The sequence below is a fragment of the Pseudomonas sp. IT-P44 genome (assembly GCF_949768225.1).
GTDB lineage: Bacteria > Pseudomonadota > Gammaproteobacteria > Pseudomonadales > Pseudomonadaceae > Aquipseudomonas > Aquipseudomonas migulae.
In genome coordinates, this window is sequence record NZ_CATKQM010000068.1 from 184,455 (window position 1) to 208,793 (window position 24,339).

The 24,339-nt window shown below is 62.4% G+C and carries 27 protein-coding genes; 18 read left to right on the forward strand and 9 right to left on the reverse strand.

The window, feature by feature from the left end; translation table 11 throughout:
• Positions 1-3 precede the first annotated feature (3 nt).
• The 17 genes from ACM6IO_RS26320 to ACM6IO_RS26400 all read left to right on the forward strand — a co-directional run bounded on the left by ACM6IO_RS26320 (position 4) and on the right by ACM6IO_RS26400 (position 16,501).
• Positions 4-258, forward strand: coding sequence for an acyl carrier protein (locus tag ACM6IO_RS26320; protein WP_008025124.1), 255 nt, complete (start codon positions 4-6; stop codon positions 256-258).
• Positions 255-800, forward strand: a complete 546-nt coding sequence (locus tag ACM6IO_RS26325; protein ID WP_008025126.1) for a hypothetical protein — start codon at positions 255-257, stop codon at positions 798-800. The genes ACM6IO_RS26320 and ACM6IO_RS26325 overlap by 4 nt, the downstream gene beginning before the upstream one ends.
• On the forward strand, positions 797-2,479 hold the full coding sequence (locus ACM6IO_RS26330; RefSeq protein WP_414912507.1) for an AMP-binding protein: 1,683 nt from the start codon (positions 797-799) through the stop codon (positions 2,477-2,479). Before ACM6IO_RS26325 ends, ACM6IO_RS26330 begins: the two co-directional genes overlap by 4 nt.
• A 131-nt stretch (positions 2,480-2,610) precedes the next feature.
• The gene (locus ACM6IO_RS26335; RefSeq protein WP_008025129.1) at positions 2,611-3,345 is read left to right on the forward strand and encodes a glycosyltransferase family 2 protein; all 735 of its coding nucleotides are present in this window, start codon (positions 2,611-2,613) and stop codon (positions 3,343-3,345) included.
• Entirely contained in the window at positions 3,342-4,289 is a 948-nt protein-coding gene (locus ACM6IO_RS26340; protein WP_192226881.1) for a glycosyl transferase, read from the forward strand. The genes ACM6IO_RS26335 and ACM6IO_RS26340 overlap by 4 nt, the downstream gene beginning before the upstream one ends.
• Positions 4,270-5,814, forward strand: coding sequence for an HAL/PAL/TAL family ammonia-lyase (locus ACM6IO_RS26345; RefSeq protein ID WP_008039899.1), 1,545 nt, complete (start codon positions 4,270-4,272; stop codon positions 5,812-5,814). The genes ACM6IO_RS26340 and ACM6IO_RS26345 overlap by 20 nt, the downstream gene beginning before the upstream one ends.
• The gene (locus tag ACM6IO_RS26350; RefSeq protein ID WP_414912508.1) at positions 5,807-6,232 is read left to right on the forward strand and encodes an acyl-CoA thioesterase; all 426 of its coding nucleotides are present in this window, start codon (positions 5,807-5,809) and stop codon (positions 6,230-6,232) included. Before ACM6IO_RS26345 ends, ACM6IO_RS26350 begins: the two co-directional genes overlap by 8 nt.
• Positions 6,229-6,831 (forward strand): outer membrane lipoprotein carrier protein LolA, encoded by a 603-nt coding sequence (locus ACM6IO_RS26355; RefSeq protein ID WP_223450412.1) that lies wholly within the window; start codon positions 6,229-6,231, stop codon positions 6,829-6,831. The genes ACM6IO_RS26350 and ACM6IO_RS26355 overlap by 4 nt, the downstream gene beginning before the upstream one ends.
• The gene (locus tag ACM6IO_RS26360) at positions 6,815-9,154 is read left to right on the forward strand and encodes an MMPL family transporter (protein WP_414912509.1); all 2,340 of its coding nucleotides are present in this window, start codon (positions 6,815-6,817) and stop codon (positions 9,152-9,154) included. The genes ACM6IO_RS26355 and ACM6IO_RS26360 overlap by 17 nt, the downstream gene beginning before the upstream one ends.
• Positions 9,154-10,311: a sodium:proton antiporter gene (locus ACM6IO_RS26365; protein WP_414912526.1), complete on the forward strand. Its 1,158-nt coding sequence runs from the start codon at positions 9,154-9,156 to the stop codon at positions 10,309-10,311. The genes ACM6IO_RS26360 and ACM6IO_RS26365 overlap by 1 nt, the downstream gene beginning before the upstream one ends.
• Entirely contained in the window at positions 10,298-11,545 is a 1,248-nt protein-coding gene (locus ACM6IO_RS26370; protein ID WP_414912510.1) for an NAD(P)/FAD-dependent oxidoreductase, read from the forward strand. Before ACM6IO_RS26365 ends, ACM6IO_RS26370 begins: the two co-directional genes overlap by 14 nt.
• On the forward strand, positions 11,542-12,267 hold the full coding sequence (locus tag ACM6IO_RS26375; RefSeq protein WP_414912511.1) for a class I SAM-dependent methyltransferase: 726 nt from the start codon (positions 11,542-11,544) through the stop codon (positions 12,265-12,267). Before ACM6IO_RS26370 ends, ACM6IO_RS26375 begins: the two co-directional genes overlap by 4 nt.
• A 134-nt stretch (positions 12,268-12,401) precedes the next feature.
• The gene (locus ACM6IO_RS26380; RefSeq protein ID WP_032828583.1) at positions 12,402-12,884 is read left to right on the forward strand and encodes a hypothetical protein; all 483 of its coding nucleotides are present in this window, start codon (positions 12,402-12,404) and stop codon (positions 12,882-12,884) included.
• On the forward strand, positions 12,881-14,077 hold the full coding sequence (locus ACM6IO_RS26385; protein ID WP_223480703.1) for a beta-ketoacyl-[acyl-carrier-protein] synthase family protein: 1,197 nt from the start codon (positions 12,881-12,883) through the stop codon (positions 14,075-14,077). Before ACM6IO_RS26380 ends, ACM6IO_RS26385 begins: the two co-directional genes overlap by 4 nt.
• Positions 14,074-14,550, forward strand: coding sequence for a hotdog family protein (locus ACM6IO_RS26390; protein ID WP_226298446.1), 477 nt, complete (start codon positions 14,074-14,076; stop codon positions 14,548-14,550). The genes ACM6IO_RS26385 and ACM6IO_RS26390 overlap by 4 nt, the downstream gene beginning before the upstream one ends.
• A complete protein-coding gene (gene fabG / locus ACM6IO_RS26395; protein WP_414912512.1) occupies positions 14,547-15,275 on the forward strand; it encodes a 3-oxoacyl-ACP reductase FabG in 729 nt (242 codons plus the stop codon). The genes ACM6IO_RS26390 and fabG overlap by 4 nt, the downstream gene beginning before the upstream one ends.
• Positions 15,275-16,501: a beta-ketoacyl-ACP synthase gene (locus ACM6IO_RS26400; RefSeq protein WP_414912513.1), complete on the forward strand. Its 1,227-nt coding sequence runs from the start codon at positions 15,275-15,277 to the stop codon at positions 16,499-16,501. Before fabG ends, ACM6IO_RS26400 begins: the two co-directional genes overlap by 1 nt.
• A gap of 112 nt (positions 16,502-16,613) precedes the next feature.
• On the opposite strand, the gene ACM6IO_RS26405 is transcribed toward ACM6IO_RS26400, so the two are convergent.
• Positions 16,614-17,516 (reverse strand): LysR substrate-binding domain-containing protein, encoded by a 903-nt coding sequence (locus tag ACM6IO_RS26405; protein WP_414912514.1) that lies wholly within the window; start codon positions 17,514-17,516, stop codon positions 16,614-16,616.
• Between the two features lie 167 nt (positions 17,517-17,683).
• Here ACM6IO_RS26405 and ACM6IO_RS26410 point away from each other — a divergent pair, with 167 nt between their 5' ends.
• The gene (locus tag ACM6IO_RS26410; protein WP_225609813.1) at positions 17,684-18,916 is read left to right on the forward strand and encodes an MFS transporter; all 1,233 of its coding nucleotides are present in this window, start codon (positions 17,684-17,686) and stop codon (positions 18,914-18,916) included.
• On the opposite strand, the gene gspM is transcribed toward ACM6IO_RS26410, so the two are convergent.
• From gspM to gspF, 8 genes are read right to left on the reverse strand one after another with little or no spacing between them, the layout of a single operon-like run.
• Positions 18,909-19,340: a type II secretion system protein GspM gene (gene gspM, locus ACM6IO_RS26415; protein ID WP_414912515.1), complete on the reverse strand. Its 432-nt coding sequence runs from the start codon at positions 19,338-19,340 to the stop codon at positions 18,909-18,911. The genes ACM6IO_RS26410 and gspM overlap by 8 nt on opposite strands.
• Positions 19,337-20,443 (reverse strand): type II secretion system protein GspL, encoded by a 1,107-nt coding sequence (gene gspL, locus ACM6IO_RS26420; RefSeq protein WP_414912516.1) that lies wholly within the window; start codon positions 20,441-20,443, stop codon positions 19,337-19,339. The genes gspM and gspL overlap by 4 nt, the downstream gene beginning before the upstream one ends.
• The gene (locus ACM6IO_RS26425; RefSeq protein ID WP_192226870.1) at positions 20,440-21,291 is read right to left on the reverse strand and encodes a type II secretion system protein GspK; all 852 of its coding nucleotides are present in this window, start codon (positions 21,289-21,291) and stop codon (positions 20,440-20,442) included. Before ACM6IO_RS26425 ends, gspL begins: the two co-directional genes overlap by 4 nt.
• Positions 21,288-21,830, reverse strand: coding sequence for a type II secretion system protein GspJ (locus tag ACM6IO_RS26430; protein ID WP_192226869.1), 543 nt, complete (start codon positions 21,828-21,830; stop codon positions 21,288-21,290). The genes ACM6IO_RS26425 and ACM6IO_RS26430 overlap by 4 nt, the downstream gene beginning before the upstream one ends.
• Positions 21,823-22,206 carry a type II secretion system minor pseudopilin GspI gene (gene gspI / locus ACM6IO_RS26435; protein ID WP_192226868.1) on the reverse strand — a complete coding sequence of 128 codons (384 nt, stop codon included), beginning with the start codon at positions 22,204-22,206 and terminating at the stop codon, positions 21,823-21,825. Before gspI ends, ACM6IO_RS26430 begins: the two co-directional genes overlap by 8 nt.
• Positions 22,199-22,666: a type II secretion system minor pseudopilin GspH gene (gene gspH / locus ACM6IO_RS26440; protein ID WP_192226867.1), complete on the reverse strand. Its 468-nt coding sequence runs from the start codon at positions 22,664-22,666 to the stop codon at positions 22,199-22,201. The genes gspI and gspH overlap by 8 nt, the downstream gene beginning before the upstream one ends.
• A 3-nt stretch (positions 22,667-22,669) precedes the next feature.
• Positions 22,670-23,125 carry a type II secretion system major pseudopilin GspG gene (gene gspG / locus ACM6IO_RS26445; protein WP_414912517.1) on the reverse strand — a complete coding sequence of 152 codons (456 nt, stop codon included), beginning with the start codon at positions 23,123-23,125 and terminating at the stop codon, positions 22,670-22,672.
• Between the two features lie 3 nt (positions 23,126-23,128).
• Positions 23,129-24,337, reverse strand: coding sequence for a type II secretion system inner membrane protein GspF (gene gspF, locus ACM6IO_RS26450; protein ID WP_414912518.1), 1,209 nt, complete (start codon positions 24,335-24,337; stop codon positions 23,129-23,131).
• Positions 24,338-24,339: the final 2 nt, after the last annotated feature.

Below are 24,339 nucleotides of genomic sequence, written 5' to 3' on the forward strand. Positions count from 1 at the left end.
ACCATGCAAACTCGTGACGACATTTTCAACACCTTGCGCGATGCCTTGGTCGAACTCTTCGAGCTGGATCCAGAACGTGTCAGCCTCGACTCCAACCTGTATCAGGACCTGGAAATCGACAGCATTGACGCGGTCGACCTGATCGATCACATCAAACGCCAGACCGGCAAGAAAATCGCCGCCGAAGAATTCAAATCGGTGCGTACCGTCAGCGACGTCGTCGAGGCGGTCTACCGTCTGGTTCAGCCGGCCGCATGAGTCGACTGATCGGCCTCGGCCTGCTGCTCGCGGGGCTGCTGTACCCTTTCGCGGTGTATTTCGGCATGGAGCATTTCGCCCCGTGGCAGTTCGGCCTGCTGCTGGGCAGCCTGTGGCTGGCGCGAGCGGTGACGGGCGTGCGGCGACCAGGAAGCCTGTGGATGGCCATCGTCGCCATCGTGTTTTGCCTGTTGCTCGCCCTGTTCGACAGCCCTGCCATGCTGCGCTGGTACCCCGTGCTGATCAGCGGCTTCATGCTGGTGCTGTTCGGGTTGAGCCTGAAATTCGGCCCGCCGATGATCGAGCGTCTGGCCCGCCTGCGTGAGCCACGCTTGCCGGCCAAGGCCATTCGTTACACCCGCCAGGTCACCATTGCCTGGTGCTGGTTTTTTCTTTGCAACGGTTTGTGCGCCGCCGCCCTGACCCTCTGGGCGCCGCTGAGTTGGTGGATGTTGTACACCGGCCTGATCTCCTATGGATTGATCGGCCTGATGTTTGCCATTGAATGGCTCATACGACAACGGGTACGAGGCCACCCATGAATTGGATAAAACTTGAGCACCTGTTGCTCAAGGCTCAGCCGGAACGCGCCGTAACGGCCGGGCCGGTGCTGAATCACGCACAATTGTGCGAACAGGCCCTGAGCCTGGCCGCCGGCCTGCAAGCGCAGGGTGTGCAGCGCATTGCCGTGCATCTGGAAGACGCCGCCGACCTGGCGATTGCCCTGCTTGGCGCCTGGCGTGCCGGGATCAGCGTATTGCTGCCTGCCGACCTGCAACCCCAGACGCGCCAGCGCTGGTCGAGCGAAGTCGATCTGTGGCTGACAGATCAGGCCGATGACGCTCAGTTGAGCGACTATCGCCATGCGCCGCTAAGTGCAGCAGCACTGGACCTGGATCGCTGCTCGCTTAGCCTGTGCACCTCCGGCTCCAGTGGCGCGCCCAAACGCATCGACAAAAACCTGCGCCAACTGGCCAATGAAGTCGAAGCTCTGGAACACCTCTGGGGCGCCGATCTGGCTGAAGCCTGCATCATCGGCAGCGTCGCCACCCAACACATCTACGGTTTGCTGTTTCGGGTGTTGTGGCCGCTGTGTGCCGGGCGCTCGTTCGTGCGCAAGCAACTGGCCTTTCCGGAAGATTTGCAGCGCGCCAGCCGCGAACACCCGGCCTTCGCCTGGGTCGCCAGCCCGGCGCTGCTCAAACGCATGGGCGACAACCTCGACTGGCCGGCCTTGAGCGCGGTTCGTCGGGTGTTTTCCTCGGGCGGCGCATTGCCGGCCGAGGCGGCGCAAAGCCTGCAGCAACGCCTGCAACAGTGGCCGACGGAAATCTTCGGCAGCTCGGAAACCGGCGGCATTGCCTGGCGCCAGGGACTTGATTTGTGGCAGCCGTTTGCCGGCATCGAATTGAGCCAGGACAGCGATGGCGCGCTGCTCATTGCCTCGCCGTACCTGCCACCCGGCCATATTGAACACACCGCGGATGCCGCGCGAATCGCTGCCGATGGCCGCTTCGAATTGCTGGGCCGTCTGGACCGGATCGTCAAACTGGAAGAAAAACGTATCTCCCTGCCGATGCTGGAACACGCGCTGATGGCCCACGACTGGGTCGCCGAAGCGCGCCTGGGCGTGGTTCAGGAAAATCGCGCATCACTGGGTGCGTTGCTGGTGCTGAGCGAGCAAGGTTTGCATGCCTTGCGCAATCAAGGGCGACGCACCCTCACTCAGGCATTGCGCCAACACCTGAGCCAGCATTGCGAAGCCCTTGCCTTGCCTCGACGCTGGCGTTTACTGCGGCAGTTGCCGCTGAACGCTCAGGGCAAACTGCCTCAGGCCGACGTCGAAGCGCAGCTGCTCGCGCCGCGTCCAAAGGCACCGCAAGTGCTGGAGCAGGTCGAAGCCGATGGCGAATGGAGCCTGCAACTGGCGGTGCCACCGGACCTCGCCTACTTCAGCGGCCATTTCCCTCAGGCGCCGGTATTGCCCGGCGTGGTGCAAGTGGATTGGGCGTTGAGCCTTGGCCAGCAACTGATGAACCTGCCGGAAAAATTCGCCGGCATGGAAGTGCTGAAGTTCCAGCAACTGGTGCGCCCCGGCGATGAAATCCAGTTACACCTGCGTTTCGATCCGGTACGCAGCAAGTTGTATTTCGCCTATCGCAACGAGACCGCCACGTGTTCCAGCGGGCGGATTTTGCTGGAGGCTTCGAGTGATGCATAAATTTGGTGAGTGCTACGCACTCAATCGCGAGCAGGCTCGCTCCCACAGGGTGTCTGCGTCGCGCACGAATCTAGTGTGGGAGCGAGCCTGCTCGCGATGGAATCAACGCGGTCTCCCAGGTGTACGCCAACATGCATAACCCCTGCGCCGTCGTGCCCGTCTACAACCACGAAACCGCCATCACCACAGTGGTCGACGCCCTGATTACCTGCGGCCTGCCATGCATTCTGGTGGACGATGCCAGCAGCCCGGCCTGCGCAAAGGTGCTCGATCGCCTGGCTGAGCGCGAGATGGTCTACCTGATCCGCCTCGCCGCCAACCAGGGCAAGGGTGGCGCGGTCATGACCGGTCTGCGCGAAGCCTCACGCCTGGGCTTCAGCCACGCCTTGCAGGTGGACGCCGACGGCCAGCACGACCTGCAAGACGTCGCGACGTTCATCGAGCACTCACGCACCCATCCGCGCGAGGTGATCTGCGGCTATCCGCAATACGACGCCAGTGTGCCGAAAGGTCGGTTGTACGCCCGCTACCTGACGCACGTGATGGTGTGGATCAACACCTTGTCGTTGCAGATTCGCGATTCCATGTGCGGTTTCCGCGTCTATCCATTGTCACCGACCCTCGCCGTGATCGAATCGGCCAAAGTCGGCAAGCGCATGGACTTCGACTCGGACATTCTGGTGCGCCTGTCCTGGCGCAATCAGCCGATGCAGTGGCTGCCCACCAAGGTGCATTACCCGCTGGACGGCGTCTCGCATTTCCGCATGTTCCACGACAATGTGCTGATTTCGAGCATGCACACCCGGTTGTTCTTCGGCATGTTGCTGCGGGCGCCGGTGATCCTCTGGCGGCGGTGGCGAGCATGAGCAGCAACGTCGACAAAAAGCATTGGGCCGACCGCGAGGAGCGCGGCAGTTTCTGGCTGATGAAGCTCACTGCGTTCGGCGCCAAAGTCCTTGGCCGCCGACTGTTGAGCCCGCTGTTGTACGGCATCGTTCTGTACTTTTTCCTGTTCGGCCGCAGCGCCCGCCGCAGTGCCTGGCAATACCAGCAACGCCTCGCCGACTGGAGCGCTCGCACTGAATTGCGCCCGACCCATTGGCGGGTATTCGGTCAGTTCATGGCCTTCGCTGATTCGATGCTCGACAAACTCGACGTGTGGAACGGCAAGCTGAGCATCGAGCAGATCGAAATCGTCGACCCGGCGTTGCTGCGCAATCAGTTGCGTGGCAGCCGCGGGCAACTGCTGGTGGGCGCACACCTGGGCAATCTCGAAGTCTGCCGCGCGCTGGCGGAGATCGGCGAAAAGGTCACGATGAACGTGCTGGTGCACACCAAGCACGCCGAGCAGTTCAACCGTTTGCTGGGCGAAGCCGGGGCCACCAATCTGCGGCTGATTCAGGTCAGCGAACTGGACCCGGTGATCATGCTGCAACTGCACGAGCGCCTGGAGCGCGGCGAATGGCTGGCGATTGCCGGTGATCGCGTGCCGTTGCACGGCGGTCGCAGCGTGACCGTGGATTTCCTTGGCCATCCGGCAAAATTTCCGCAGGGCCCGTGGTTGTTGGCCGGCCTGTTGAAATGCCCGGTCAACCTGATGCTGTGCCTGAAAAAACCCGACGGCGATTATCGACTGACTCTCGAACCGTTCGCCGATGCGATCACCTGGAAGCGCAGCGACCGCGAGCAGGTCATTCATCAGTGGGCGACCCGCTACGCCGAGCGCCTGGGCCACTATTGCCTCGAAGCACCTCAACAATGGTTCAACTTTTACCCTTTCTGGAAGACCGATGACGACGCCAACGCTTGAGCCGGTAACCTTCGGCGAACTCCCTTTGCGCATCGAAGACGTGCTGGCCCTGGCCAACCGTCAGGTGCCGACGCAGTTGCAGGCTGACCCTGCGTACCGCGAGCGCATCGCCAAGGGCGCACGATTCCTCGATTCCCTGTTGGACAAGGAAGGCGTGATTTATGGCGTGACCACCGGTTACGGCGATTCCTGCGTGGTCGCGGTGCCGCTGCATCACGTCGAAGCGTTGCCGCGTCATCTGTACACGTTCCACGGTTGCGGCCTGGGCAAACTGCTCGACGCCCAAGCCACCCGCGCGGTGCTGGCTGCACGCTTGCAGTCGCTGTGCCACGGCGTGTCGGGGGTTCGCATCGAGCTGCTGGAACGCCTGCAAGCATTCCTTGAACACGACATTTTGCCGCTGATCCCGGAAGAAGGTTCAGTGGGCGCCAGTGGTGATCTGACGCCGCTGTCCTATGTCGCCGCGACCTTGTCCGGCGAACGCGAAGTGATGTTCCGTGGCGAACGCCGCCAGGCCGCCGATGTGCACCGCGAACTCGGTTGGGAGCCGCTGGTGCTGCGCCCCAAAGAAGCCCTCGCGCTGATGAACGGCACCGCCGTCATGACCGGCCTCGCTTGCCTGGCCTATGCCCGCGCCGATTACCTGCTGCAACTGGCAACGCGCATCACCGCGCTGAACGTGGTTGCGCTGCAAGGCAATCCCGAGCACTTCGACGAGCGCCTGTTCGCCACCAAACCGCATCCGGGGCAAATGCAGGTCGCCGCGTGGCTGCGCAAGGACCTGGCGATCGACGCGCCGACCGCGCCGCTGCATCGCCTGCAAGACCGCTATTCCCTGCGCTGCGCGCCGCACGTACTTGGCGTCTTGGCCGACAGCCTGAACTGGCTGCGTTCGTTCATCGAGATCGAACTCAACAGCGCCAACGACAACCCGATCATCGATGCCGAAGCCGAGCGCGTGCTGCACGGCGGGCATTTCTACGGCGGCCACATCGCGTTCGCCATGGACAGCCTGAAAAACCTGGTGGCCAACGTGGCCGACCTGCTCGACCGTCAACTCGCGTTGCTGGTGGACGAGCGTTACAACCATGGCTTGCCGAGCAACCTTTCCGGCGCCACGGCAGATCGAGCGATGCTCAACCACGGCTTCAAAGCCGTGCAGATCGGCACCAGCGCCTGGACCGCCGAGGCGCTGAAAAACACCATGCCGGCCAGCGTGTTTTCACGTTCCACCGAATGCCACAACCAGGACAAGGTGAGCATGGGCACCATCGCTGCCCGCGATGCCATTCGTGTGCTGGAGCTGACCGAACAGGTCGCCGCCGCCACGCTACTCGCCGCCAATCAGGGCGTGTGGCTGCGCAGCAAGGCCGAGGACGCGCGCCCGTTGCCACCGGCCCTTGCTGCCATGCATGAAGAGCTGGCCAAGGACTTCCCGCCGGTCATCGAAGACCGCGCGCTGGAAGGTGAATTGCGCCTGTGCCTGAAACGGATTGCCGAGCAACACTGGAGGCTGCATGCGTAGCAAGGGAGTGCTTCACACCGATACGGAAATCCTCGTGCCGTTCTTTGACGTCGACAGCATGAACGTGGTCTGGCACGGCCATTACATCAAATACCTGGAAATCGCCCGTTGTGCGCTGCTGGATAAAATCGGCCACAACTACACGGCCATGTCCGAGTCGGGTTACGCCTGGCCGGTGATCGACCTGCAATTGCGCTATGTGCGTGGTGCGGTGTTCGGCCAAAAGCTGAACGTGCGCGCCAATCTGGTGGAGTGGGAGAACCGGCTGAAGATCAACTACCTGATCAGCGACCTGGAAACCGGCGAACGCTTGACCCGCGCCGTCTCCGTGCAGGTTGCAGTCGACATGGGCAGCCGAGAGATGCAATTGGCCTCGCCCAAAATCTTCACCGACGCTGTTGAAAGGATGCTCGCATGAAGCCGTTTTTCAGATGCCTCGGCGCTTTGGCGCTGCTCGGCCTGTCATCGATGGCCCACTCCTTCGATCTGCAACAGCTCAGCGATCAACTGGCCAAACCCGACGTGATCCACGGCCACTTCATCCAGGAAAAACACCTGCGCGCCCTGCCCCAGCCGCTGACCAGCAAAGGCACCTTCGTTCTCGCGAAAAACCACGGTCTGCTGTGGTTGCTGAAAACGCCGCTGCAACAGGATTACCGCATCACCGGCAAAGGCATTGCGCGACGTGACGCCAGCGGCTGGCAAATGCTGCCCGGCAAGAGTGCCGGCGCCGAGCAGAACCGCTTGTTCCTCGCCGTGCTGCAAGGCGACAGCAGCGGGCTGCAACGGGACTTCGAACTGTCGCTGAGCGGTGAGGCGCAGAACTGGAAACTGACGCTGACCCCTCGTTCGCTGCTGCTCAAGCAGGTGTTCAATCAGATCAACATCACCGGCGGCGAATTGGTGAACACCATCGAACTGCTTGAAACCCAGGGTGACAGCACCTTGCTGCGGATGCAGGACAGCACCAGCACCCAACCGTTGAGCGACGCGGAGCAACATGACTTTGCCGAGTGAACGCACGCTTCCACGGCTGTTTCTGATCCTGCTGCTGGCGGTGCTCGCGCTCGCCGGTTGGCAATGGCGGGACGGTGCGCCGCTGTCGGCCAACCTGATGGAACTGGTGCCGGGCACGGCGCCGGACGCGCTGGAACTGCGCGCCGAACAACGCATGCAAGAACCGCTGAACCGCGAAATGCTGGTGCTGGTCGGTCACACCGATCGCCAGCAAGCCGTCGCCATGGCGCAGAAACTGGGCGAGCAATGGCAGGCCAGCGGTTTGTTCGAAAAGGTCCAGTGGACCCTGCAAGCCGACTTGCCGGCGCTGCGCACGCAACTGCTGCAAGGCAGGTTGGCGATGCTCTCGGCAGCGGATCGCCAGCAACTGATTGAGCATCCCGACGCGTTCATCCAGCAACGGGTGCAGGCATTGTTCGACCCATTCACCGGTTTCAGCCTGGTGGCGAGCCAGGATGACTGGCTGGGCCTGACCGGGCGCATCCAGAACAGCCAGCCGCAACACGGTTCGGTGCAACTGGACATCGGCAGCGGCGCACTGGTCGCCGATGCCGATGGCAAGAGCTGGGTGTTACTGCGGGCGCGCACCACCGGCAATGCTTTCGACATGAACCTGCCGCTGCAAGTGGCCGATCTGCTCAAACACAGCCGTGAAGATGCGGCCCAGGCTGACGTGCAACTGCTGGCCGCCAGCGGCTTGCTCTACGCGGCCAACGGGCAGCGGCAAGCCTCACGCGAGATAACCTGGGTCGGCGGCGGTGCCACTGTCGGCATTCTGTTGCTGTTGTTGCTGGCCTTCCGCCGTTTGCGCGTATTGCTGGCGTTCGTCCCGGTGCTGGTGGGCATGCTGTTTGGCGCGGTGGCGTGCGTGGCGCTGTTCGGCCATATGCATGTGATGACGCTGGTGCTCGGCTCCAGCCTGATCGGCGTCGCAGTCGATTACCCGCTGCACTATTTGTCCAAGAGCTGGAGCCTGAAACCCTGGCACAGCTGGCCGGCGTTGCGCCTGACCTTGCCGGGGCTGACGCTGAGCCTGATCACCAGTTGCATCGGTTACCTCGCGCTGGCCTGGACCCCGTTCCCGGCCCTGACCCAGATCGCCGTATTCTCCGCCGCCGGGCTGCTCGGCGCCTACCTGTCGGCGGTGTGCCTGTTGCCTGCGCTGCTCAAGGGTTCGGATTTGCGCCCGGCGCAATGGCCATTGCGCGTCGCCGAGTATTTGCTGGCACTGCGCGAAAGGCTGTTGAAAATCGCCCGTACGCCCGTGCTGCTGGTGCTGCTGATTGCCTTCTGCGTGGGCGGTCTGTTGCAGCTCGATACCAAAAACGATATTCGCCAATGGGTCGGCGCACCGCAGCAATTGACCGACGAAGCCCAGACCATTGCGCGCATCACCGGCTACCAACCCACCAGCCAGTTCTTCCTGGTGCGAGCGGCCAATCAACAAGCATTGCTCGAACGCCAAACCGCGTTGAGCGAGCGTCTGGATCAGTTGGTCAATCTGAACAAACTTCAAGGCTATCTGTCGCTGAACCAACTGGTCAGCCAGCCCAGCGAGCAACGGCAAGTGCGCGAAGCGCTGAACAAGTTGCCGGGGTTCTGGCAACCGTTGCTCGACGTCGGCGTGCCGGTCGAAGCTCTGAAAACCGAATTGGCGAAGTTGCAGGCCCTGCCGGTCGAAGACATCGACAGCGCACTGACTGGTCCGCTGGCCGAACCCTATCGCACGCTATGGCTGGGCCCGACCGAGGACGGCGTGGCGGCGATGGTCAGCCTGCAAGGCCTGAACAACCCTGCACTGCTGCGGGTGCAAGCGCTGGATTTGCCGGGGGTGGAACTGGTGGATCGTCTGGGCGAATTGAATAACGTGTTCGCCAAAACCCAGATCAGCGCTGCGGAACTGAAACTCGCCTCCTGCGTGCTGATCGTGCTGGTGCTGATCCTGCCGTTCGGCCTTGGCGGCGCGTTGCGCATCGTCGCCCTGCCGTTGCTGGCGGCGCTGTGCAGCCTCGCCAGTCTCGGCTGGCTCGGACAGCCGCTGACGTTGTTCAGCCTGTTCGGCCTGCTGCTGGTGACGGCGATCAGCGTCGATTACGCGATCCTCATGCGCGAACAGGTCGGCGGTGCCGCCGTCAGCCTGTTGGGCACCCTCCTGGCGGCGTTGACCACGTGGCTGTCGTTCGGATTGCTGGCCGTGTCCAGCACCCCGGCGGTGAGCAACTTCGGGTTGTCGGTGAGCCTCGGCCTAGCGTTCAGCTTCATCCTCGCGCCGTGGGCCGGACGGCACGTGCAAGCGGCCACGGTCGCGGAGTCTGCAGCGTGATGGTCGTGTTGTTCTGGGCAATGGCCCTGGCGCTGTTCGCCGTGGCCACGCGTGTAGGGCGCCACTTCGGTTTGATCCCGATCGTCAGCCAGTTGTTGCTGGCCACCGTCGGTTTGCCGCTGCTGATGTACTTCTGGATCGAACCTCAATGGCACTTGTGCGGCGCAACGCTGGTCGCTCCGATCTGGCTGAAAAACCTCTACAGCCTGAGTTTCGCACTGTTGCTGGGCTACATCCTCAGCGACGTGATCGACCTGCGCCTGGACCGCCAGAGCCTGAAAATCGCCCTGCCGAGTTTCTGCATTCCGTTCGCCGGCGGGCTCGCGACAGCGATCTGGCTGCTGCCGCCACAACCGTGGATCAGCTCTTTGGCGGTCGGGCTGCTGTTCGCCATTACCGCGATTCCGGTGTTGTACCTGTACCTTCGGCATATCGATTACCCGGTCGCCGCGACCCGGCGCCTGGTACAAACCGCGATCCTCATCGACCTCACGTGCTGGACCGTGTTCGCCATCGCCCAAGGCAGCCTGCACCTGAGCAGTTTGCTGCTGCCCTTGGCCTGCGCATGCGTGCCCGTGCTGCTGCGGGTACTCGGCTTGCGCCAGCCACGGCTCTACAGCGGCTGTTTCTTCGGGTTGCTGGTGGTGGCCGAGCACTACAAGCTCAATGCGCTGATTGTCGGCATCGGTTATTTGTTGTGCATGGCCGCGCTGAAGGTGCCGCTGGTGCTGCCAATGCCGGCGGCGTGGATGAATCGCCTGCAGACCTGGATCGCGATCCCGTTGATCCTGACGTTTGGCATCGTGCAGATCAACGTCCACAGCGCCATGGACAGCCTGAGCTGGGCGCAACTGGCTGCGCTGCTGCTGTTCCCGATTGCCAGCAAACTGCTGGGCAACTGGCTGGGACTTGGCTGGGCCGGCGCTTCGTTTGCGGGCGCCAGCCGCTGGCGCGAAAGTGTGCTGCTCAATATTCGCGGCTTGAGCGAGATCGTCTTTCTCAACCTGCTGCTGCAACAACAGCTCATCAGCCCGCCGCTGTACTTTGCGCTGATGCTGATGGGTCTTATCGCGACATTGCTGCCGGCATTGGCCGGCATGCACCGAATCCCTTTGAAAGCTGCCGTCCCGGCAAGGAGCCCCCATGCCAATCGTTGAAATGGAACGTCGTCAGGTAGTGATCATCGGCGCCGGCCCTTCGGGCGCCATCGCCGCCGCGCTGCTCAAGCGCAAGGGCCACGATGTGTTAGTGATCGAACGCCAGCATTTCCCACGGTTCTCCATCGGCGAAAGCCTGCTGTCGCACTGCCTGGATTTCGTCGAAGAAGCCGGCATGCTCGAAGCGGTCAATGCGGCTGGTTTCCAGCTGAAAACCGGTGCTGCGTTCGCCTGGGGCGAGCAGTACAGCGCCTTCGATTTCGGCGACACCTTCAGCAACGGCAAGCCGACCACGTTTCAAGTCCAGCGCGCCGATTTCGACAAACTGCTGGCCGATCAAGCCGCGCTGCAAGGCGCGGAAATCCGCTATGGCGAAGCGATCGTCAGCGTCGATATCGAGCGGGAAAAACCGCTGCTCGGCGTGCAGCGCGAGGACGGCAGCGAGTACCGCGTCGAGGCTGATTTCATGCTCGATGCCAGCGGCTACGGCCGCGTCCTGCCGCGCCTGCTCGACCTTGAGGCACCCTCGAATTTCCCGGTGCGCCAGGCGGTATTCACCCACGTCGAAGACCACATCGACCACCCGGGTTTCGACCGCACGAAAATCCTCGTTACCACGCATCCAACCAAACGCGATGTCTGGTTCTGGACCATCCCGTTCAGCAACGGCCGTTGCTCGGTGGGCGTGGTCGCGGCGGCGGAGCATTTCGCCGGTCGCTCCGAGAATCTGGACGATTGCCTGCGCGGTTTCATTGCCGAAACGCCAAGCCTCTCCAGCGTGTTGAACAACGCCGCGTGGGATACACCGGCGCGCACCATCGGCGGCTATTCGGCCAACGTCAAAACCTTGCACGGACCAGGCTTTGCGCTGCTGGGCAATGCGGCGGAGTTTCTTGACCCGGTGTTCTCCTCCGGCGTGACCATCGCCATGCGTTCGGCGAGCATGGCCGCCGGTGTTCTGCATCGCCAACTGCAAGGTGAATGTGTCGACTGGCAAACCGAGTTCGCCACACCGCTCAAGCGTGGCGTCGACACTTTCCGCTGCTACGTTGAAGGCTGGTATGCCGGGACGTTCCAGGACGTGATTTTCCATCCGGACAGCTCGCCGGACATCCGCCGCATGATCAGTTCGATCCTCGCCGGTTATGCCTGGGATGAACGCAATCCGTTCGTCGCCGAACCGAAACGCCGGCTGCGGATGCTGTCGGAACTCTGTGCAAGGGATGCCACATGAGCTATTTGAGCGACAACTACGTCGAGGAGACGCGCTTCGGGTTCTGGTTCCTGCGCAGCCACACCTGGCAGCACCATGTACTGCGCGTGGCGATCAATGACCTGCGCAGCCTGTTCAGCGAACCGTTGCCCGCCCATCCGGTGTTGCTGGATGCCGGTTGCGGCCAGGGCAAGTCGTTCCAGTACCTGCGCCAGACCTTTGCCCCGCAGCGCCTGATCGGCGTGGACGCCGACCCGCACAGCCTCGACCTGAGCGGCGCAGAAGCCACCCGTCAGGGCATGGACGTGGAGTTGATCGGCAGCGACTGCGCCACGCTGGCCGTGCCGGATGCCAGTGTCGACCTGCTGTTCTGCCACCAGACCTTCCATCATCTGGTGGAACAGGACAAAGCGCTCGCCGAGTTCTACCGTGTGCTCAAGCCCGGTGGTTATCTGCTGTTCGCCGAATCCACCGAGGCTTACATTGATACCTGGGTGATCCGCTGGTTGTTCCGCCATCCGATGCACGTGCAGAAGAGCGCCGCCGGGTACCTTGAAATGATTCGTCGCCAGGGTTTCGAATTTGGCCCGCACAACGTGTCATATCCTTACTTGTGGTGGAGTCGCGCCAAGGATTTCGGCCTGCTTGAACGCTGGGGTCTGCGCCAGCCAAAACCCTTCGGCCAACGGGAAGAAACCCTGGTCAATGTGGTGGCGCGCAAACCCTTTGAAGGTGCTGTGTGATGTTCACTGTCATTGGCTTAAACGGCACACCCTGTGGGAGCGAGCCTGCTCGCGATAGCGGTGTGTCAGTCAGCATAAATGTCGACTGTATGGCCGCCATCGCGAGCAGGCTCACTCCCACAGGGTATGCGGCGGTGTTGAGATTTTTGCTCATTGGCGCGGTCCTGCTGATCAGCGCCTGCGCCAGCAAGGCACCGCTGCCCGAGCAAACCCCGAGTCTGCCGTTGCCGCAGCAATTGCACATCCAGCGTCTGGCGGACGGCCAGCGTCAGGACTGGGTACTGGTGATTGCGCGTGAAGGCCCGGGCATTCGCTGGTCGATGATGGACCTGCTGGGCATTCCACAGGCGCGTCAAAAACTGATCGACGGTCAATGGCAAGCAGACGGCCTGTTGCCGCCCAACCCGGAAGCCCGTGAGCTGTTCGCGGCGTTGGTGTTTGCGCTGACGCCCAAGGATGAATTGCGCGGCAACTACCCAACGGCCTGGCAGCATGGCGCACAACGCTCCCTGCCCGAGTACTGGGAAGTCCGTTATTCACAACCGATGAGCTTTGAATTGAACCTGCCCAAAGGTCCGACGTACCAAGTCACGCCCCTGTCCGGTGAGACACCATGACCGCCTACCTCAACGCCCTCGGGGTGATCTGCGCCCTGGGCCGCGACAAGCACGAAGTCGCGCGCAACCTGTTTGCCGGCGATTGCTCCGGCATGCGCATCGAGTCTGGCTGGGTGCCGGAACGTTCGTTGCCGGTGGCCGCAGTGCGCGGTGATCTGGCGCCGATCCCGGCGGAACTGGTGAAGCAAAGCACCCGCAACAATCAGTTGTTGCTGGAAGCGGCGCTGCAAATCCGCGACGACATTGATCAAGCGATCCAGACCTACGGCCGCGACCGCATCGGCGTGATCCTCGGCACCAGCACGTCCGGCATAGATGAAGCCAGCCGCGGCCTGGCCCATTACATCCGCGAACATCAGTTCCCGGACTATTACGACTATCAGCAACAGGAACTCGGCGCACCGGCGAATTTCCTTGCCGACTGGCTGCAACTCAGCGGCCCGGCCTATGTGATTTCCACCGCCTGCACCTCCAGCGCCCGGGCGCTGATGAGTGCCCAGCGCCTGTTGGATCTGGGCCTGTGCGACGCGGTGTTGTGCGGCGGCGTCGACAGTTTGTGCAAATTGACCCTCAACGGCTTCTCGGCGCTGGAGGCGGTGTCCGAACAACGTTGCAACCCGTTTTCGGTCAACCGCAACGGCATCAACATCGGTGAAGCGGCGGTGCTGTTCCTGATGACCAAAGTGGCTGGCGATAAACCATCGATTGCACTGCTCGGCAGTGGCGCCAGCTCAGATGCGCACCACATTTCCGCGCCGGAACCGACCGGCCGTGGCGCCCTGCAAGCGATGCGCAAAGCCCTGGGCCGCGCGAACCTGCAACCCGAACAGATCGGCTACCTGAACCTGCACGGCACCGCCACGCAACACAATGACGCCATGGAAAGCCTCGCGGTGTCGGCCTTGTTCCCGGCCGGCGTGCCGTGTTCTTCGACCAAACCGATGACCGGTCATACCCTCGGCGCGGCCGGCGCGCTGGAAGCGGCGTTCTGCTGGCTGAGCCTGAGCGCTGACAATCAAACACATACGTTGCCGCCACATGTCTGGGACGGCCAGCCTGACCCGCAACTGCCAGCCCTGAATTGGGTGACCCCGGCCGATCGCCTGGCGTCCATTGCACCTCGCTACCTGATGAGCAATTCCTTTGCCTTCGGTGGCAATAACGTCAGCCTGATTATCGGAGACGCCCCATGATTGACTGGCCGCTCGCCGAACTGCTGCCGCACGCTGGCGACATGATCCTCATCGATCAGATCCTCGCGTTCGATGACGAGCAGATCCACACCCGCCTCACCGTCAAGCCCGATGGCCTGTTCAACCGTCCCGACGGCAGCCTGCCGGCGTGGGTCGGCATCGAACTGATGGCCCAGAGTGTCGCCGCCTTCGCCGGCTGCCATGCGCGCCAGCGAGGCGATGCGGTGGAGCTGGGCTTCCTGCTCGGCACCCGCAAATTCGAATGCAATGTCGACCACTTTCCCGCCGGTACCGAGCTGACTATCCATGGGCTGCGTTCGCTGGAAGACGACAACGGCATGGGCGTGTTCGAATGCCACATCAACGCCCCCGGCATTCACGCTACCGCCCGTCTGAACGTGTTTCGCCCGCCTCAGGCCGCTCAATATCTTCATGAAACTCCACAAGGCTTTTCACAAGGAACGCAGGCATGACTGAATCCGTACTGGTCACCGGTTCCAGCCGTGGCATCGGCCGCGCTATCGCGTTGCGTCTGGCTCAGGCCGGGCATGACATCGTGCTGCATTGCCGCAGCGGCCTGGTTGACGCCGAAGGGGTGAAGGCCGAAATCGAAGCCTTGGGCCGCAACGCACGCATCCTGCAATTCGACGTGTCCGACCGCGCCAGTTGCAAAGCCATTCTCGAAGCCGACGTGGAAAGCCATGGCGCCTATTACGGCGTGGTGCTCAACGCCGGCCTGACGCGTGACGGTGCTTTTCCGGCGCTGAGCGAGGATGATTGGGATGTGGTGATGCGCACCAACCTCGACGGTTTCTACAACGTGCTGCACCCGGTGATGATGCCGATGATCCGTCGTCGCGCCGCCGGGCGAATTGTCTGCATCACTTCGGTTTCCGGTTTGATCGGCAATCGCGGGCAGGTCAATTACAGTGCCTCCAAGGCCGGTTTGATCGGCGCGGCAAAAGCGTTGGCGATTGAACTGGGCAAGCGCAAAATCACCGTCAATTGCGTCGCACCCGGCCTGATCGATACCGCCATGCTCAACGAAAACGTGCCAGTGGAAGAACTGATGAAAATGATTCCCGCACAGCGCATGGGCACCCCGCAAGAGGTGGCCGGCGCGGTGAATTTCCTGATGTCGGCGGAAGCGTCGTACATCACCCGGCAGGTTCTGGCCGTCAACGGAGGCCTGTGCTGATGAAGCGCGTCGTCGTCACCGGCATGGCCGGCATCACCTCACTGGGCAGCGACTGGGAAACCATCGCCGGCAACTTCGCAGCCAACCGCAGCGGCATCCGCCGCATGGACGAGTGGGACCGTTTCACCGAGCTCAACACGCGCCTGGCAGGTCCCATTGATGATTTCAAAGTGCCGAGCCACTGGACTCGCAAACAACTGCGCAGCATGGGCCGCGTCTCGCGCCTGGCCGTCGGCGCGGCAGAACAAGCATTAGCCGATGCCGGTTTGCTCGGTGACCCATCGATCAAGGACGGGCGCATGGGCGTCGCCTGCGGCTCTTCCACCGGCAGCACCGACGAAATCAAGGCATTTGGCAACATGCTGCTCAACTCGGTGGCCGAAGGCCTGAACGCCAACTCCTACGTGCGCATGATGCCGCACACCACGGCGGCCAACATCAGCATCTTCTTCGGCCTCACCGGCCGATTGATCCCGACTTCCAGTGCTTGCACCAGCGGCAGTCAGGGCATCGGTTACGCCTACGAATCGATCAAGTTCGGCCGCTTGCCCTTGATGCTCGCCGGCGGTGCCGAAGAGCTGTGCCCCACCGAAGCCATGGTCTTCGACGCGCTCTACGCCACCAGCCTGAAAAACGACGCGCCGCAGACGTCACCACGCCCTTACGACAGCGCTCGCGATGGCCTGGTGATCGGTGAAGGCGGCGGCATGCTGGTGTTGGAAGAGCTCGAACACGCGCTGGCACGCGGCGCACACATTCACGCCGAACTCGTCGGCTTCGGCAGCAACGCCGACGGCCAGCACACCACCCGTCCAGAGCAGGCCACCATGCGCCGCGCGATGGAGCTGGCCCTGGAAGACGCCGGTTTGCAGCCATCGGACATCGGCTACGTCAACGGTCACGGCACCGCGACCGAACAGGGCGACATCGCTGAAACACTGGCAACCAGCAGCCTGTTCGGCGAACACATGCCGATCAGTTCACAGAAGAGCTTCCTCGGCCACACCCTCGGCGCCTGCGGAGCACTGGAATCCTGGTTCAGCATCGAAATGATGAACCGCGATTTGTACGCGCACACCTTCAACCTCGATGAGGTCGATGCGCACTGCGGCAAGCTCGATTACCTGCGCGGCGAGTTTCGGCAGATGAGTAATCAGTATGTGATGAACAACAACTTCGCGTTTGGCGGCGTCAACACCTCGCTGATCTTCAAGCGCTGGTCGTAACGCAATCCCTTGTAGGAGCCGGCTTGCTGGCGATAGCGGTGGATCAGTCAACATCAATGCCAACTGACAATCCGCGATCGCCAGCAAGCCGGCTCCTACAGGTTTGTGTCGTTCATGACTTGAGGGGTTCGACCTTACGCGTCAGCAGGTCCACAAACGCCTTGGCCATGGGGGATTTCTGATCCTTGCGCTGTACCAGCCACACCGCCGAAACCGCTGCAGGGTCGAGCAGAGGTCGGTACACAACGCCATCAATCCGCATCCGCTGATAAGACGCCGGCAGCACCGACACGCCGAGCCCCGCCGCCACCAACCCGATAATGGTCATCGCCTCACCCGCCTCTTGCGCGAAGTGCGGGCTGAAACCGGCATCCCGCGCCAGGCTGAGCAATTGTGCGTACAGACCACTGCCGTAACTGCGTGGGAAAAATACGAACGGTTCCAGGGCCAGAGCTGACAGGAATATTCCCTCTTCACTGTCCTGCACCAGCGGATGCTTGGAACTGAGCACGGCCACCAGCGGCTCGCGCATCAACTCCACCACGCTGAGCGAATCCGCCAAACCCAACGGCCGCATGATTCCGACTTCGATCGACTCGTCCACCAGCGCTTCGGCCACCTGGGTGCTGCTCATTTCCCGCAGGTTCAGGTGCACCGCCGGGAACCGCTGGCGGAATGAAAAAATCGCCTGGGGAATGGTCGAGTTGAACGGTGCCGACGAGGTGAAACCGATTTTGAGTTCGCCCAACTCACCGAGCTGCGCCCGCCGCGCCACATCCGCCGCCTTGTCGACCTGCGCCAGCACCAATCGAGCTTCTTCCAGAAACAATCGCCCGGCCTCACTGAGCTCGACCCGACGATTGGTACGCTCGAACAATCGCGCACCGACTTCCTGTTCCAGCGCCTGAATCTGCTGGCTCAGCGGCGGTTGCGAGATGCCCAGCACCTGAGCGGCGCGGCCGAAGTGCAGTTCTTCGGCGACAGCAATGAAGTAGCGCAGGTGACGCAATTCCATGAAAACTCCATTAGGTCGTAAAACCTCTCAAACAGGTCGAACAATATATTGGATTGAATCATTAGGCAGCTATATGCTTTTTTCATTGCCTGACCGGCTGCGCTCCCCCGAGGTCTGAAGTGAAAACTGCTGTCGCCCCACTCGCCCATGAAGTTCCGCCCGCCGCGCTGGACGATGCCGTCTCTGAACTGAAGGAGATCTACATCGAAAAGGGCACGCCGATGTTCATGCGCACGGTACTGGCGCTGTTCTCCGGCGGCTTTGCGACCTTCGCGCTGCTGTATTGCGTGCAACCGATGATGCCGCTGCTGTCCCACGAATATTCGATCAACGCGGCGCAGAGCAGCCTGATTCTGTCGGTGGCCACGGCCATGCTCGCTATCGGCCTGCTGATCACCGGGCCGATCTCCGACCGGGTCGGGCGCAAACCGGTGATGGTGGCGGCGCTGTTTGCCGCGGCGCTGTGCACCATCGCCAGTTCCATGATGCCGAGCTGGCACGGCGTGCTGGTGATGCGTGCGTTGATCGGGTTGTCGTTGAGCGGCCTGGCGGCGGTCGCGATGACCTACCTGAGCGAAGAGATCCACCCGCAACACATCGGCCTGGCGATGGGCCTGTACATCGGTGGCAACGCGATTGGCGGGATGTGCGGGCGCTTGATTACCGGGGTGTTGATCGACTTCGTCAGCTGGCACACGGCGATGCTGGTGATCGGCGGCCTGGCGCTGATCGCGGCGGCGGTGTTCTGGAAAATTCTTCCCGAATCGCGCAACTTCCGCGCCCGTTCGCTGCACCCGCGCAGCCTGCTCGACGGTTTCACCATGCATTTTCGCGACGCCGGTTTGCCGCTGTTGTTCCTAGAAGCGTTTGTGCTGATGGGCGCGTTCGTCACGCTCTTCAACTACATCGGCTATCGCCTGCTGGCCGAGCCGTACCACATGGACCAGGCCTTTGTCGGGCTGCTGTCGGTGGTGTACCTGTCGGGCATCTACAGCTCGGCGAAAATCGGTTCGCTGGCCGACAAACTCGGACGCCGCAAAATGCTCTGGTCGACCATCGTGCTGATGCTCGCCGGCCTCGCCCTGACCATGCTCACGCCGCTGCCCGTGGTGATCATCGGCATGCTGATTTTCACCTTCGGTTTCTTCGGCGCGCACTCGGTGGCCAGCAGCTGGATCGGCCGCCGCGCCACGAAGGCCAAGGGTCAGGCATCGTCGTTGTACTTGTTCAGTTACTACGCCGGGTCGAGCATCGCCGGTACGGCGGGCGGTGTGTTCTGGCACCTCGGCGGGTGGAACGGGATTGGTGTGTTCATCGGGGCGCTGCTGGTGGTGGCGTTGCTGGTTGCGTTGAAACTGGCCCGCCTGCCGCTGCTGCCGGGGAATGGTTCGACTACCTGAGCACCACCCGCGCCTCAAGCACCGCGTCACGCTTTTCCAGGGTCAGCGATTGCAAGGCGACGCCGTCACGTTCGGTGCGGTCCAGCCATTGCAACAACGCCTGCGCATCGCCGCTGAGGGTCAGGCGCAACACGTCGTTGTCGGTGTCCATCTGATGGATCTCAAGCCCCGCCGCTGTGGCGCTTTCGCTGACACGCAACGACAACGACTGATGGCTGACGACGGGCGGGGTGCTTCGCGGTTGTGCCCGTTGCAGTTGCGCAGACACGGCCAGTTGCTGTTGGTGCTGGCGTTCCATGGTTTCCAGGCGTTGGCGTGTCGGTTGCCAGAACAGGCTGAACGCCACGACAGCCAATAAAAATGCGCCCATGGCCAGCAACAGTCGTTGCTCGCGAAGGGACAGCCGTTGCCAGGCCGCTTTCATGTTCGGTCCTCCACTGTCAGGGTCGCCTGTACGCGGTCGCGCTCTTTGCTCGCACTGTCGAGCCGCAGCGGCACGCTTTGTTGTCGCCCGCGTTCGCGCAGTTGTTCCAGCTCGGCAAAGCTGTTGGCGCTCAGCTGGATTTTCCAGCCATCGCCGGCACGAAACTCAATACGCCGGACCTCGACATTGCTTGCGCCGATCACCTGCTCGACCAGCGTCACCAGCTCGGCGACGCGCGTACGCTGCGGCTCGGCGGTCTGCTGTTGTAGTGCGTTGAGCTGCGTTGCCAGATCGACGATGCGGCTCTGCTCGGGGTAAAGCGCCTTGAACCGTTGCTCGTTCTGGCTGTAGAGCCTGCGTGTTTCACTTTCCAGAAAATGGATTCGCGCAGCGCTGGCGCCCCAGGTCAGCAACAGCAACGTCAGGATCGTCAAACCGCCGAGGCGCCAGGGCAGACGTTTGTTGCGCAGGGCGAATTCGCCTTGCAGCAGATTGATGCCCTGCGCGGGACGGTGGACCAGGTATTGATCGACATCGGTGGCGCCCTGACGCTCGTCGACCCATTGAATCCCTGCGGGCAAGGCCGGTCCCAGCAACGTCAACCCGTCGTCCGTCAACGCCAGGCGGGCCGGCAGCCCTCCGCCGACCAGACATCGACCGAACCACCAAACACCGAGCGCCTGATCCAGGGGCAAGACATCGGCATCGACGAACACCGAACGCACCTCGACGCCCTCTTCGGCCAGTAACGCGAGCATCGCGGCAAACCGCTGGCGGTCGATCACCATGACCGGATAACGCCCTTCCTGATCGCGAGCGCCGATGCTCAGGTGCAGCTTTTCCAACGCCTCGCTCAATTGATCTTCCACGGCAAACGCGACGGCTTGCACGCCGGGCTGGCGCTTGGAAGGCCACGGATCGCTGCGCACCCAGCTGCACAATTCCATGGGCAACAGCAGGTCCACCGCCTGCCCGTTCAGCAGCTGCGCCGCTTGATTCAAGGGCATGAGTTGGCGTTGCCGAGTCGAGGACCAGACGCAGCAAGGCCAGTCTGCCGACGGTTCGCCCAGGCCCTCGGCTGTCAGGTAAAGCCAGGTATTCATCGCGGCATCTCGTGGGCAGTCGAAGGAAGAAGGCGTCGTTGCAGAACGTTGAATTGGTGCGTGTCGGCGTCGCGTTCGACCTCCGTGGCCAGCCGCAATCGGCGCTGTCCCTGAGTGACCTGCACCGTGATGCGGAACCAGCGGCTGCCGGTGCCAAGTCCATGACTGCTCAGGCCTGCACCGGAGAGCAGCGGGTCTTGCGTAAAGGCCTGTACGCTGGCCCATCCCGTCGTCGAAGCCTGACGAACCAGCGCCGCAGCCGTGGTCGCGTCCACGTCATCGAGCGTCCTCAGCACCAACGCCGGGACCGTGTTGACGTTCAGCGTTGCGTGGCCGGGCAACATCGCCACCCAAGGCTCAAGTTGACGCAGCACATGAGCATCAACCCCCGGCAGCAGGCGCAGTTGGCTCAGTTCTCGGAACGCTCCCACCTGAGCAAGTTGCAACGGTGGAAGATTCAGCACGTCGAGCAAGCGCGCCCAGCGGTTGAGGGTGACTTGGTCGATCTGCCCCTGAGTCAACAATGAGTTGAGATTGAAGCGCCCGGCGAGGTCTTCGATATCAACTCGGATCTGCGCGTCTTCGACGTCGAAGTCGGGAGTCATCCGCGCCCAGTCCTGGGTCAGGTCGACGGTTTTTTGCGAGCCCTGCGCCGCGTCCCGCAAGCGCAAAAGCGCCCAGCTTTCCCCCGCAACGGCGAGTTGGCGCATTTGAATGTGCTGCAGGGCCTGGCCGCTGCTGTGCAGCGACAGGCGATGGCTGCGCAGCAAGCCGCTGGTGATCAACAACGCCAGACTCATGACCAGCAACACGCTGATCAACGCGATGCCGCGTTGATGCCTCCTCATGGCAACGCGCCGGGCAACAGCAATACCCGACGAATCGCCTCGAAACGGCCCGTAGAGAATTGCACTTCCACCGCCATCGGCCGCTTCACGCCCCGCCCGGATGGCCAATCGCTGCTCCAACCGGACTGTGCGTCAAACACCCGCCAACTCAAGTCTCGAACATCGCCCAGCAGTTTTTGCCGCTGCACGATCGGCACCCCCTCCCCCTGACTTTCACGCCACAGCGTGCCGTTATCGAGTCGATAGGTCAGCAACTGGCGCTCGCTGCGCGGCTGGTCCAAAGGGTTGCGCCAATGGCTGCGCTGCAACTGCAACACCGATTGCTGGAGCACGACAGGTTGATCGGTGGCGTGCAGCACATCCCGTTCGATCACCGCCACCGCCCGTTGCAGGCTTCGGAACTCACGCTCATGCGCCGTCGTCCCTCGTTGCACGCGCACCACGCCATCGAACAGCCCCCAACTGGCCAGGCCCAGCAACGCGAAGATCGCCATGGCGATGACCAGTTCCAGCAAGGTGAAACCGCTCTGCTTATTCATCACGATGAGGTATCCAGCCACTGGCGCGGTGTACGGTTTGCTCACGCCCGGAAAGGCTGACGTCAACATCGACCTTGAGCAGGCGCGGATCAGGCGAAACGCTGATGCGCTGGCGCAGCAACCAGTCGCGGCGATCCATCGACACGATCCGTTGTTGCTGGTCGAGGGGCCATCCGGTTTGCAGGCGCAGTTCATTCAGATGGTTGTCTGCCAGCCACGCGGCGAAGAGCCGTTCCTCGACCGCGCCGGTTTGCCTGACCACGTATTGGCTCGCCGACAGCACGGCGGCCGCCAGCGTCGAAAAGATCGCCAGGGCCACCATGATTTCCAGCAAGGTGAAGCCACGCATGCGTGAAGCAAACGGCCGGCTAGCCATCGATCACCACCTGGCCAAGGCCATCGCTGGACAGGCTGAGCCACGTCTTTTTGTCGCTGCCAAACGACAGCGTAAAGACGCTGGTTTCATCGTTGCTGAACATCAGCAACTGAGGAGGTCCATCGTCGGCGCCAAGGGTTACCGGATGACCGTCCTGCTCAAGCTGTAGCCGCACGTTTTCGGGCCATCGATAAAAAGCCGCCATCGGTTCCCAGCCCTGAACATCGAGCCTCATCACCCGATAACCCTCGACACTCAGCCGCAGGCCGAACTCCTGGCCATCGAGCACTGCGCGTTCGCGCAACTGTTGAATCACGCCCACGATCCCGTGCGCTTCCTGCCGGGCCTGACGCGCCGGATTCGACCCGGTGGCGAAGCTCACCATGCCCAACAGCACGCCGATCAAAACGATCACGATCATCAGTTCGAGCAAGGTGAATCCCCGACAACGCTGGCGCATGATTCAGTCGCCCCAGTTGCCGATATCGGCCGCATGCCCTTCGCCACCCTTCACGCCATCGGAACCGAGGGAGTACAAGTCATAGCTGCCGTCCACCGAATGCACACCGGGATTGAGGTACTGATAGGGCGTGTTCCACGGATCGACCGGCAGGCTTTTCAGATAACCCTGAGAGTTCCAGTTCCTCGCCGCCGGCAGGCCGGAAGGTGGTTTGTTCAAGGCTTCCAGCCCCTGTTGCGTCGAGGGGTAGTTGAAGTTGTCGAGGCGATACATTTCGAGGGCCGTGGCGATGGCCTGGAGATCAATTTTGCTGGCGGTGACTTTGGCCTGGTCGGGACGGCTCATGAACTGCGGCACCACAATGGCCCCCAGCACGCCGATGATGACGACCACCACCATGATTTCGATCAGGGTAAAACCGCGTTGAGCGCGAGGACTGTTTCTCTGTGCTGCATTCATGGGTCAATTCACCAATTGGTTGAGGCTGAGAATCGGTAGGAGGATGGCCATGACGATCAGCAGCACCACGCCGCCCATCAGCACCAGCATGGCCGGTTCAAAAAGGCTCACGACCAGTGCGATACGCGCCGCCAGACTGCTTTCCTGCTGCTCGGCAGCCCGCACCAGCATGCGATCGAGCTCACCGGCGCGTTCGCCGCTGGCGATCATGTGCAGCATCATCGGCGGGATGTCGCCGCTCAGTTCCAGGCCGCGGGTCAGCGTTCCACCTTCACGGACCGAGCGCGCGACATCGGCCATGCGGCTGCGGATGGTCAGGTTGCCGATGACGGCCGCCGCGATCTCTAGCGCGTCCACCAATGGCACTGCACTTTTGCCGAGGATTGCCAGCGTGCTGGCGAACCGTGCGGCTTCCATCGCCCGCAACACCTCGCCCATGACCGGCAGTTTCAACGCGAGACGATGCCAGCGCAGGCGCCAGACCGGCTGGCGCAGGCTCCAGCGCCAGAGGCCGAGCAACGTCGCCAGCACGCCCATCAACAACAGAAAGTGATTGCGCAGCCCATTGCTGAGGGCGATCAGTGCCTGTGTCAGCCAGGGCAACGGCTGGCCACTGTCGACGAAGATCTTCACCACGTCGGGCACCACGTAGCCAAGCAGAAAACCAACAATCGCGACGCTGGCCAACATCAGGATCAACGGGTACACCAGGGCCATCTGGATTTTCTGCCGCGACGCCTGGCGGGCCTGGGTGTAAGCGGCCAGTTGTTCCAGCACATGCCCCAAGTGACCGGAACGTTCGCCAGCCGCGACGGTGGCACGGAACAATTCGGGGAACGCCTTGGGAAATTGAGCCAGCGCCGTCGACAGGGCATGACCTTCCATCACCCGACTCCTGACCGCCGACAACAGACCGGCAACCTTGCGCTTTGCGCTCTGCTTCGTCACCGCTTCGAGGGCTTCCTCCAGAGGCAGCCCCGCCTGTACGAGGGTGGACAGCTGCAAGGTCAACAGCGCCAGATCCGCCGCGCTCAGACGTCCACTGCGAGGCTGCGCCCCCGTGTCGCCACCTGCCCTGACCTCGCTCAACTCACGCGGCCACAAGCCGCGTTCACGCATCAGTTGCCGGGCATGACGCGGGCCGTCTGCCTCCAGTCGGCCTCTGCAGCGTCGGCCCTGGGCGTCGTCAGCGCGATAATCGAACGTCGGCACTC

Bases quoted from the DNA above. Each gene is read 5' to 3' on its own strand.
- ACM6IO_RS26320 (WP_008025124.1), top strand. From the start codon at position 4: ATGCAAACTCGTGACGACATTTTCAACACCTTGCGCGATGCCTTGGTC.
- ACM6IO_RS26325 (WP_008025126.1), top strand. From the start codon at position 255: ATGAGTCGACTGATCGGCCTCGGCCTGCTGCTCGCGGGGCTGCTGTAC.
- ACM6IO_RS26330 (WP_414912507.1), top strand. From the start codon at position 797: ATGAATTGGATAAAACTTGAGCACCTGTTGCTCAAGGCTCAGCCGGAA.
- ACM6IO_RS26335 (WP_008025129.1), top strand. From the start codon at position 2,611: ATGCATAACCCCTGCGCCGTCGTGCCCGTCTACAACCACGAAACCGCC.
- ACM6IO_RS26340 (WP_192226881.1), top strand. From the start codon at position 3,342: ATGAGCAGCAACGTCGACAAAAAGCATTGGGCCGACCGCGAGGAGCGC.
- ACM6IO_RS26345 (WP_008039899.1), top strand. From the start codon at position 4,270: ATGACGACGCCAACGCTTGAGCCGGTAACCTTCGGCGAACTCCCTTTG.
- ACM6IO_RS26350 (WP_414912508.1), top strand. From the start codon at position 5,807: ATGCGTAGCAAGGGAGTGCTTCACACCGATACGGAAATCCTCGTGCCG.
- ACM6IO_RS26355 (WP_223450412.1), top strand. From the start codon at position 6,229: ATGAAGCCGTTTTTCAGATGCCTCGGCGCTTTGGCGCTGCTCGGCCTG.
- ACM6IO_RS26360 (WP_414912509.1), top strand. From the start codon at position 6,815: ATGACTTTGCCGAGTGAACGCACGCTTCCACGGCTGTTTCTGATCCTG.
- ACM6IO_RS26365 (WP_414912526.1), top strand. From the start codon at position 9,154: ATGGTCGTGTTGTTCTGGGCAATGGCCCTGGCGCTGTTCGCCGTGGCC.
- ACM6IO_RS26370 (WP_414912510.1), top strand. From the start codon at position 10,298: ATGCCAATCGTTGAAATGGAACGTCGTCAGGTAGTGATCATCGGCGCC.
- ACM6IO_RS26375 (WP_414912511.1), top strand. From the start codon at position 11,542: ATGAGCTATTTGAGCGACAACTACGTCGAGGAGACGCGCTTCGGGTTC.
- ACM6IO_RS26385 (WP_223480703.1), top strand. From the start codon at position 12,881: ATGACCGCCTACCTCAACGCCCTCGGGGTGATCTGCGCCCTGGGCCGC.
- ACM6IO_RS26390 (WP_226298446.1), top strand. From the start codon at position 14,074: ATGATTGACTGGCCGCTCGCCGAACTGCTGCCGCACGCTGGCGACATG.
- fabG (WP_414912512.1), top strand. From the start codon at position 14,547: ATGACTGAATCCGTACTGGTCACCGGTTCCAGCCGTGGCATCGGCCGC.
- ACM6IO_RS26400 (WP_414912513.1), top strand. From the start codon at position 15,275: ATGAAGCGCGTCGTCGTCACCGGCATGGCCGGCATCACCTCACTGGGC.
- ACM6IO_RS26405 (WP_414912514.1), bottom strand. From the start codon at position 17,516: ATGGAATTGCGTCACCTGCGCTACTTCATTGCTGTCGCCGAAGAACTG.
- gspM (WP_414912515.1), bottom strand. From the start codon at position 19,340: ATGAAAGCGGCCTGGCAACGGCTGTCCCTTCGCGAGCAACGACTGTTG.
- gspL (WP_414912516.1), bottom strand. From the start codon at position 20,443: ATGAATACCTGGCTTTACCTGACAGCCGAGGGCCTGGGCGAACCGTCG.
- ACM6IO_RS26425 (WP_192226870.1), bottom strand. From the start codon at position 21,291: ATGAGGAGGCATCAACGCGGCATCGCGTTGATCAGCGTGTTGCTGGTC.
- ACM6IO_RS26430 (WP_192226869.1), bottom strand. From the start codon at position 21,830: ATGAATAAGCAGAGCGGTTTCACCTTGCTGGAACTGGTCATCGCCATG.
- gspI (WP_192226868.1), bottom strand. From the start codon at position 22,206: ATGGCTAGCCGGCCGTTTGCTTCACGCATGCGTGGCTTCACCTTGCTG.
- gspH (WP_192226867.1), bottom strand. From the start codon at position 22,666: ATGCGCCAGCGTTGTCGGGGATTCACCTTGCTCGAACTGATGATCGTG.
- gspG (WP_414912517.1), bottom strand. From the start codon at position 23,125: ATGAATGCAGCACAGAGAAACAGTCCTCGCGCTCAACGCGGTTTTACC.